Annotated in this window: 4 protein-coding genes; all 4 read left to right on the plus strand. The window is 46.8% G+C overall.

The window, feature by feature from the left end; translation table 11 throughout:
* The first annotated feature begins 11 nt into the window (after positions 1-11).
* The 4 genes from ACYVI9_RS18905 (at position 12) to ACYVI9_RS18920 (ending at position 7,254) form a co-directional block, all read left to right on the plus strand.
* On the plus strand, positions 12-1,529 hold the full coding sequence (locus tag ACYVI9_RS18905) for a DUF4270 family protein (protein ID WP_460768005.1): 1,518 nt from the start codon (positions 12-14) through the stop codon (positions 1,527-1,529).
* 126 nt (positions 1,530-1,655) lie between these two features.
* A complete protein-coding gene (gene metK, locus ACYVI9_RS18910) occupies positions 1,656-2,909 on the plus strand; it encodes a methionine adenosyltransferase (RefSeq protein WP_460768008.1) in 1,254 nt (417 codons plus the stop codon).
* A gap of 270 nt (positions 2,910-3,179) precedes the next feature.
* On the plus strand, positions 3,180-5,777 hold the full coding sequence (gene gyrA / locus ACYVI9_RS18915) for a DNA gyrase subunit A (protein ID WP_460768011.1): 2,598 nt from the start codon (positions 3,180-3,182) through the stop codon (positions 5,775-5,777).
* Between the two features lie 148 nt (positions 5,778-5,925).
* Positions 5,926-7,254 carry a hypothetical protein gene (locus ACYVI9_RS18920; RefSeq protein ID WP_460768014.1) on the plus strand — a complete coding sequence of 443 codons (1,329 nt, stop codon included), beginning with the start codon at positions 5,926-5,928 and terminating at the stop codon, positions 7,252-7,254.
* Positions 7,255-7,439 lie beyond the last annotated feature (185 nt).

The raw sequence follows: 7,439 nt of genomic DNA on the forward strand, positions 1-7,439 counted from the left end.
AACATTCATTTGTGAAAAAATATTTTGTATTAGGTTTTGGCGTCTGCCTGGTCATTGCTGTAACTTATTTTTCTTCCTGTACCAAGATCAATCTGCCTACGGAACTGGGTCAGGATTTGATTCCTGATATTGATAATATCAATACTTTTGATACTACGCTGGAAGTCGAGACCTATAATGGCATATTTCCTGCCGCTCTTGATTCTTTCAGAACCGCATATTCCTATGCCCATATTCTGGGCAATATCAACGACCCGCTTTTTGGCACCACGGACAGCCGGATTTTTTTCCAGGTAGCGCCTGGTGGAACGACACCTTTCAAAAACAAGCCTGGTTCCCTGTATCTGGATTCGGTGGTGCTGGTAATTGATCATGCCAGTGGCTTCTATTATGGCGATACCCTGAGCCCGATGACGGTACAGGTGGAAGAAATTGATCCCGCTGCTGATTTTACTTATGATAGTTCCTATAAACTTCAAAGTTTACTACCGACGACTACTTTGTTGGGATCGAAAACTTTTATCCCCAGGAGCCTGGCCGATTCCATCGAAGTAATCGCCGTTGAAGACACAAGCAAAGTGGCCAATCAGCTGCGAATCCGGCTGGATGACAGTTTCGGCGACCGCCTGCTGGCCTATGATACCATTGGTGCCAATGATGCATATAGTTCAGATTCCCTGTTCCGCCTGAAATTTAAGGGGCTGGCTTTGAAGGCCACCAGTGGTAATTGTTTGCTGGGTATGTACCTGACTTCGAGCACTGCCAGTGCTAAACTGGCTGTATATTACCGGTATAATAATACAGATACTCCTTCCGATATTGATACCGCAGTAGCGGAGTTTAATTTTGCGAATAGCGCCAATGCGAATGCCAACTATATTGCCCGTGATTATAATGGCACGCAGGTGACGCTGGGCGCAGATGATAATATTCCGGACGAAGTGGTTTACCTGCAGAATACACCGGGTACTTTTGCCAATATTAAAATACCGGGACTCAGTGGTCTGAGCAATAGTATTATACACCTGGCAGAACTGCAGATGGAAAATATCTATGATCCCTCGGATTCGGCGTTCTATGTTCCCGGAAATGTATTTCTGGATGTGTATGACTCAACTGCCGGCGCCTATAAACTCGTGCCTTATGCTTTTGGAGTCACCACCGGATCTTCCAGTTATATTCTTTCCAATTACGAGGCTTTTTATAGTGTGCAGAACAGCTCTTATCCCTACACCTATTATTTCAAGAATGACCCGCTGGGGAACCGGGTGAAACAATGGCGCTTTAATATCACCAAGTATACCCAGCATATTGTTTCTGACGACATGCCGGTATACGGTATGCGACTCTATGCGCCGGCGGCAGTATTGTTGCCACTGGGTGATCTTAACCCTTATTATACTTCCCGACTGTCCATACCACAGAACAGCTTTTTCGGTGTAGCAGGTGTCGGCAGGGTGCGTATTGGTGGCGGCAACCATCCGACGCAGAAAATGAAATTAAGGGTCGTGTATTCCAGGTTGCAGTAGAAAAAAAGGCCTGGATCGGCCGTTCTAATTCAATGGATTTTACATTATTATAATAATTTCGTAGCAACGGGTGCAGGTCTTATCTTTGCACCCGTTTTTAATATTACAAATAAATCAAGTATAACTATGCCTTACCTGTTTACATCCGAGAGTGTCTCTGAAGGCCATCCTGATAAAGTAGCCGATCAGATATCTGATGCACTGATAGATAATTTCCTGGCTTTTGATCCTCAGTCCAAAGTCGCCTGTGAAACCCTGGTGACCACGGGACAGGTGGTGCTTGCCGGTGAAGTCAGATCCAATGCATATCTGGATGTACAGGATATCGCCAGAAAAGTAATATCCAAAATTGGATACACGAAGAGCGCCTATATGTTTGAAGCCAATTCCTGCGGCGTTTTATCCGCTATCCATGAACAGTCCGCTGATATCAATCAGGGCGTGGACCGGAAGAAAAAGGAAGACCAGGGTGCGGGCGATCAGGGCATGATGTTTGGCTATGCGACCAACGAGACAGAAAATTATATGCCATTGGCACTGGATCTGGCGCATACCCTGCTCATCGAACTGGCAGCACTCAGAAGAGAGGATAAAAAGATTAAATACCTGCGGCCGGATTCCAAAAGTCAGGTGACCCTGGAATATGATGATAATAACAAGCCGATCCGTATCGATGCGATTGTTATATCTACCCAGCATGATGATTTTGACACCGAGCCCAAAATGTTGTCCAGGATCAGTGAAGATGTGAAGAAGATTTTGATTCCCCGTGTGATCAAGAAATATCCGCAGTATCGCAAACTGTTTAATGATAAGATCAAATATCATATCAATCCCACCGGAAAATTTGTGATCGGTGGCCCACATGGCGATACCGGTCTGACGGGACGCAAGATTATTGTCGATACCTATGGCGGTAAAGGAGCCCATGGCGGTGGCGCATTTAGTGGTAAGGATCCCAGCAAAGTGGATCGGAGTGCCGCCTATGCAACCCGTCATATTGCCAAAAATCTGGTAGCCGCCGGATTGGCGGATGAAGTGCTGGTACAGGTGTCCTATGCTATCGGTGTGGCGAAACCAACCAGTATCAACGTGAATAGTTTTGGGACGGCTAAAGTCAATCTGACCGATGGTCAAATCAGCAAAATTGTCGAGGAAATTTTTGATATGCGACCTTACTTTATTGAAAAAAGGCTCAAGTTACGTAACCCGATTTACAGCGAAACGGCGGCTTACGGTCATATGGGACGTAATCCCGAGACAGTATCAAAGACCTTTGTTTCTCCTGACGGGAAAAAAGTCACCAAATCAGTAGAACTCTTCACCTGGGAAAAACTGGATTATGTGACCAAAGTCAGGAAAGCGTTCGGATTAAAATAATCGACCATACCTTATCTTTTGTAAAACGTCGCCGTTCTGTCAGATCGGGGCGTTTTTTTGTTATAGCAACCGGTCCGCAGGCGCCCGCAGCAGGCTGTTTTGATCAAGGCCGCAGGCCGCTTATTGCGCGCCTGAATTTGGTGCCCGTATGGGGTGTATAATCTGTGAAAAACAGGCCTTTTTGTGCATGGTTTTCAGGCGGGAAATGATTAAATTTGCCAGAGTTCAATACTATCGTTTTAATCCATAATTTAAGCAGATAATTTTTAGATGGAAGAGAATCAGGAGCCACAGGAAACACAGGATAATAACAGGATCATTCCCGTCAATATAGAAGAGCAAATGAAAACCGCTTATATCGATTACTCCATGAGTGTAATCGTAGGGCGGGCCCTGCCTGATGTCAGGGACGGACTTAAACCGGTACACCGGCGGATACTGTATGCAATGAACGATTTGGGCCTGCGGGCCAATCGTCCTTACCGCAAATCGGCACTGGTCGTCGGGGAAGTGTTGGGTAAGTATCACCCACATGGAGACAGCTCGGTATACGACGCGATGGTGCGGATGGCGCAACCCTGGAGCATGCGGTACCTGCTGGTTGATGGGCAGGGTAATTTTGGTAATCAGGATGGAGACGGACCGGCTGCCATGAGGTATACCGAAGTCCGGTTGCAACAGATCGCTGAACATACCTTACTGGATATCGAGAAGGACACCGTAGATTTTCAGCCCAACTATGACGATTCCAGAGAGGAGCCGGTGGTGCTGCCCACCCGGATTCCTCAACTGCTGGTCAATGGCTCGAGCGGTATCGCCGTGGGTATGGCCACCAGTATCATGCCGCATAACCTGAGTGAAGTCATTGATGGCTGTGTCGCTTATATCGATAATAACGAGATTACGGTGGACGAACTGATGGAGTTTGTAAAAGCACCGGATTTCCCTACCGGAGGGATCATCTACGGTATGGAAGGCATCAAGGCCGGCATGCATACCGGCCGGGGTCGGGTTGTTATCAGGGGCCGGGTACGGGTAGATACCAAGCCCAGTGGGAGAGAGCAGATAGTGATTTCGGAAGTGCCTTATCAGGTGAACCGGGATGCGCTGACCAATCGGATCGGTGAACTGGTAAATAACCGTGTGATTGAAGGCATTGCCCATGTCAATAACGAATCCAATAATAAGGAGGGCACCCGGGTAGTTATCGACCTGAAACGAGACGCCATTGCCAATGTGGTGATCAACCAGCTGTACAAGCATACCGATCTGCAGACTTCTTTTGGTATCAACAATGTCGCCATCGTTAAGGGAAGGCCCAGAATCCTGAACCTGAAAGACATGATTGCCGAATTTGTGGAATTCCGTCATGAAGTCGTGGTTCGAAGGACCCGTTTTGAACTAAGAGAAGCCGAGAAAAGGGCCCATATCCTCCAGGGATATCTGATTGCACTGGATCATCTGGATGAAGTCATTCGTTTGATCCGGAATTCCGCGACGCCTGATATCGCCAAGGAAAACCTGATACAGGCTGGCTGGGGATTGGATGAAGTGCAGGCCAAAGCCATTCTGGAGCTGAGATTACAGCGCCTGACCGGCATGGAACGGGATAAGATTAAGGAAGAATATGATGAGCTGGTCAAACTGATTGCCCACCTCAATGAGATATTAAATAATTCCGAACTCCGCTATGGTATTATCAAGGACGAACTGACGGAGATCAAAGATAAATTCGGCAATGACCGCCGTACAGAGATTACCTACCTGAATGATGAAGTCAGTATCAAGGATCTGATCAAGGATGAGGACGTTGTGATTACTATTTCTCAGTTGGGCTATATCAAACGCACGCCGGCTGATGAATTCCGCGCCCAGAGAAGGGGCGGTCGTGGCGTTCGTGGCGGCAAGACAAGGGACGAGGACTATATCGAACATCTTTTCGTGGCCTCGACCCATCATACCCTGCTGTTCTTCACGGAAAAAGGCCGGTGTTACTGGTTGAATGTGTATGAAATCCCCGAAGGAGAGAAAACCGGCAAGGGACGCGCCATCCAGAATCTGATGCAATTACCGCCCGATGATAAGATCCGGGCCATCATTGATATCAAAGACCTCAAGGACCAGGAATTTGTAGAGAACCACAGCATTCTGCTCTGTACCAAGAAAGGGGTGATCAAGAAAACCCATCTGGCAGATTTCAGCCGGCCACGTCAGACCGGAGTGAATGCCATTACGATTGTCGAAGGTGATCAGTTGCTGGAGGCGAAGCTTACCGATGGTAATTCCGAAGTGATGCTGGCGGTGAAAAGTGGCCGCGCCATCCGTTTCCCTGAAGCAAAAGTCCGGGCCACGGGTCGGGGTGCCATAGGCGTCTCCGGAATTGAAGTAGATGGCCAGCATGACGAGGTAATAGGCATGATTTGTGTAAGTACAACGGATACTGCATCTACAGTATTGGTGGTGAGTGAAAAAGGCTATGGTAAAAGGACGGCTGTAGATGATTACCGGATCACCAACCGGGGTGGAAAGGGGGTTAAAACCCTGAATATCACGGATAAAACCGGAAATCTGGTTGGATTACTGGATGTAAGGGAAACTGAGGACCTGATGATTACCTGTAAAAGCGGTATCATCATCCGGATGCCGGTTAGCGGCATCAGTGAGTTGGGTCGGGCGACACAGGGCGTGAAACTGATTCGGGTAGATGAAGGCGATGAAATTGCCGCCATCACCAAAGTTGACGAACAGGAAATCCAGGAGGAAGAATCGGAAATTGACCCGCAGGCAGATAACGGAACTGGAACCACCGGCGATGCTTCGGATGCTTCCGGTGAAGTCACGGAACTTCCCCCGACTTCCGAAAATTAAACGATCTTTACAGTAGTGATCAATGCGTTGGGCAGCTATTACGAATGAATGTTTCCGGCAGGGAATAAGATCCTTGCACAGGAACTTTCAGGGTTCGGAGCATAATAAAATCAAGTATTTACGCCACTAAAAATCAAAAAGAAAAAGGATGAAAAAAAGTATTTTACTAGCGTCTTTTGCAGTTTTATTCACCATTACGGGTTTTGCACAGAAATATGATGAGATCACCGGTCTGCTGACCCTCAATCAACTGGATAAAGCCAAGGAATCTTTTGACAAGCATTCTTCCAATGAGAAATTCTTTTCAAAACCGGAAGGATATCTGGTTAAGGCGGCCTTATTTTCTGCGATGGCCATTGATAGCAGCAGAGCGGCAACTGCTGACCAGAACAGGACTGAAGCTGATGCTGCTTTTCTGAAATACAAGGAGCTGGATCCGGAAATGAAATTGCTGGAAAATCCTATTTACAAGAATACCCCTTTCCAGTTATATGCCGGTTATTATAATTCTGCGATCAACGATATTAACGCGAAAAACTACGATCCGGCTTTTGAAAAATTCCAAAAGACGGTAAACTATTCGGATTTGCTGATCGAAAAGAAGATCCTGGATAAGCCCTTCGATACTGCAGCCGTGTATTATACCGGTGTATTGGCGGAGCAAACCAAGCATCCCGAAGAAGCTTTGAAATATTATACCCGTATTGCTGATAAGAACATCAAAGAGTTCCAGGGAACGGGTTATCAGGATGTGTACAAAGGACTGGTTAGGTATTATGCAGCTAAAAATGATACCGAGAATTTTGAAAAGTTCAAGGCCATGGGTAAACAACTGTATCCCGATGACGAGTTTTTTACTTATAGCCTGTTGGATTTTGCCGCCGGTTCGAGCACTGATTTCAATGAAAGACTGGCCAGTCTGGAAAAATTGCTGGCAGCCAAACCCGACGATTACAAAAGCCAGCTGACATATGCTGAAGTGATATTCGATACGCTGAACTCCCGTAAAGAGGGCGCAGTACTTCCCGAAAATGCCCCTGAACTGGAGACTAAAATGCTGGCTGCGCTGGACAAAGCCCATAGCCTGAAACCTGATGAACTGCAGCCCATTTTATTGTTAAGTGATCATTATTCTAATAAAGCACAGGGATTGGGCGATGATCTGCGGCCGATCGAAACAGAATTGACCAAGAAAGGTTCCAAGGCTACGGCTGCTGACAAGCAGAAATTAACCGATGCCAAGGCAAAGTATAATGCGGTATATGATAAGGCCAAAGAAAATTTTGAAAAAGCAGCCGCCATGTTTGCCAAGATTTCGAGCCTGGATGCCAGCCAGAAACGTGCTTACCGCACCATTGCCGGTAATCTGGCAGAGTATTATTCTTATCAGATCCAGGAATCTAAAACCAATGCGGATCGGGATAAATTCGCTGCCCTGGAAAAGAAATGGGATACCTTATTTACCCAGTTAAGATAATCTAGGACTTTCAAGTCACGACATAAAGAAGCCCGCAAATTAAACGTTTGCGGGCTTCTTGTTGTGTGCCGTGCATGTCGGGTTACTAGGAGGTGAAAGTCCTCTGTGGGGGTTTGTAATCGCCAACCACTAGCTAAGAGCAAGGGTGTCCATCGTGAGGTGGAATCTGAAGGAAGCTTACGGCA

Source organism: Niabella terrae, assembly GCF_054783135.1.